The sequence below is a fragment of the Vibrio sp. Vb0304 genome (assembly GCF_033338995.1).
Classification (GTDB): Bacteria; Pseudomonadota; Gammaproteobacteria; order Enterobacterales; family Vibrionaceae; genus Vibrio; species Vibrio alginolyticus.
In genome coordinates this window covers 1-1,084 of sequence record NZ_JAWOTT010000321.1, presented here as the reverse complement: position 1 = coordinate 1,084, position 1,084 = coordinate 1, and the positions used below count along the sequence as shown (strand labels likewise).

2 protein-coding genes are annotated in these 1,084 nt (G+C 45.4%); both read right to left on the bottom strand.

Going from position 1 to position 1,084, the window contains the following annotated elements:
• On the bottom strand, positions 1-461 hold a 461-nt coding region (locus R7P35_RS25950; protein WP_318093338.1), incomplete at its 3' end, for a glycosyltransferase family 2 protein.
• 35 nt (positions 462-496) lie between these two features.
• Positions 497-1,084: glycosyltransferase family 9 protein (locus R7P35_RS25945; protein WP_318093336.1), on the bottom strand; the 588-nt coding region annotated here is incomplete at its 5' end.

The following is a 1,084-nucleotide window of genomic DNA, read 5'->3' as shown; positions in this document are numbered from 1 at the left end:
TCGACTTTTTCATGCACGAGTGAATCGTTGTAGTGCGTATATTCAGTGCGATACAAGCGAACAATCCAATCTGGAGACCAGCCAGAATGGTAGATGAACTTTCCGAATGCTGAGCTAAGTCGATTTAGTTTATACAAAACGTTCGGCTTATCTGCTGAAACAGCCTGTAAAATGCTTGCTTTTAGCTCAGGAGTAACCTGTTCATCGGCATCTAACCACAATACGTAGTCGGCCGTAACATATTGCTGCGCAAGTTGGCGTTGTTTTCCAAATCCCGGCCAGTCTAAGTTGGTATAGAACTTATCGGTGTATTGTCGGGCAATTTCTTCAGTGCGGTCGGTACTGCCCGAGTCGAGGATGACAATCTCATCAACCCAACCTTTTACGGTGTCTAGACAAGCTTTTAAATGCTTCTCTTCATTTTTGACGATTAAGGCAACGGCTAAAGTTGGCTTGGACAAATTGACTTCCTTCTTAACAAATCTATACAGGGAGTTTACTGGTATTGCGGGTACAAATCTTCTACGACTTGATTGAACATTGTAATCACTTGCTTGCTTGTGATGCGATTCATTGCTTTTTCATCTTTCGCACGAGTTCTCCAGCTTAGTTGTTGGCTGGTTTTTCCTGTTTCAGCCAAGATGACTTCCTCATAAACTGAGACGGCATACTGTAGATAGCGATATGGGCCCACTCGAACCGGATTATGGTGGGCGTATAAACCAATGATCGGTGTGTTCATGGCGCTTGCCATGTGAGCAGGCCCGGTATCAGGCGCGATGACCATGTCTACTTTGTCAATCAGAGCCAGCATTTGCAGGATTGAGCTTTGCCCAACTAAATTTAGACATGGCTCTTCCAGTCGAGATTGAATGGCATCTGCCAAATCCAGTTCGACTTGAGCTGGGCTGCCAGCCAGAATTACATTCCAACCTTGTGCTCTCGCATGGTGGATGACGTCTATGTACCCTTCAGCATTCCAGTTTTTATATGCTTTACTGGCTCCTGGCACAATCAGTAGGTTGGGTTTGTCGCAAGAAACATGATTCTCTGCCCACTCTTGGTCTTGTGCGGAGTAGGAAAG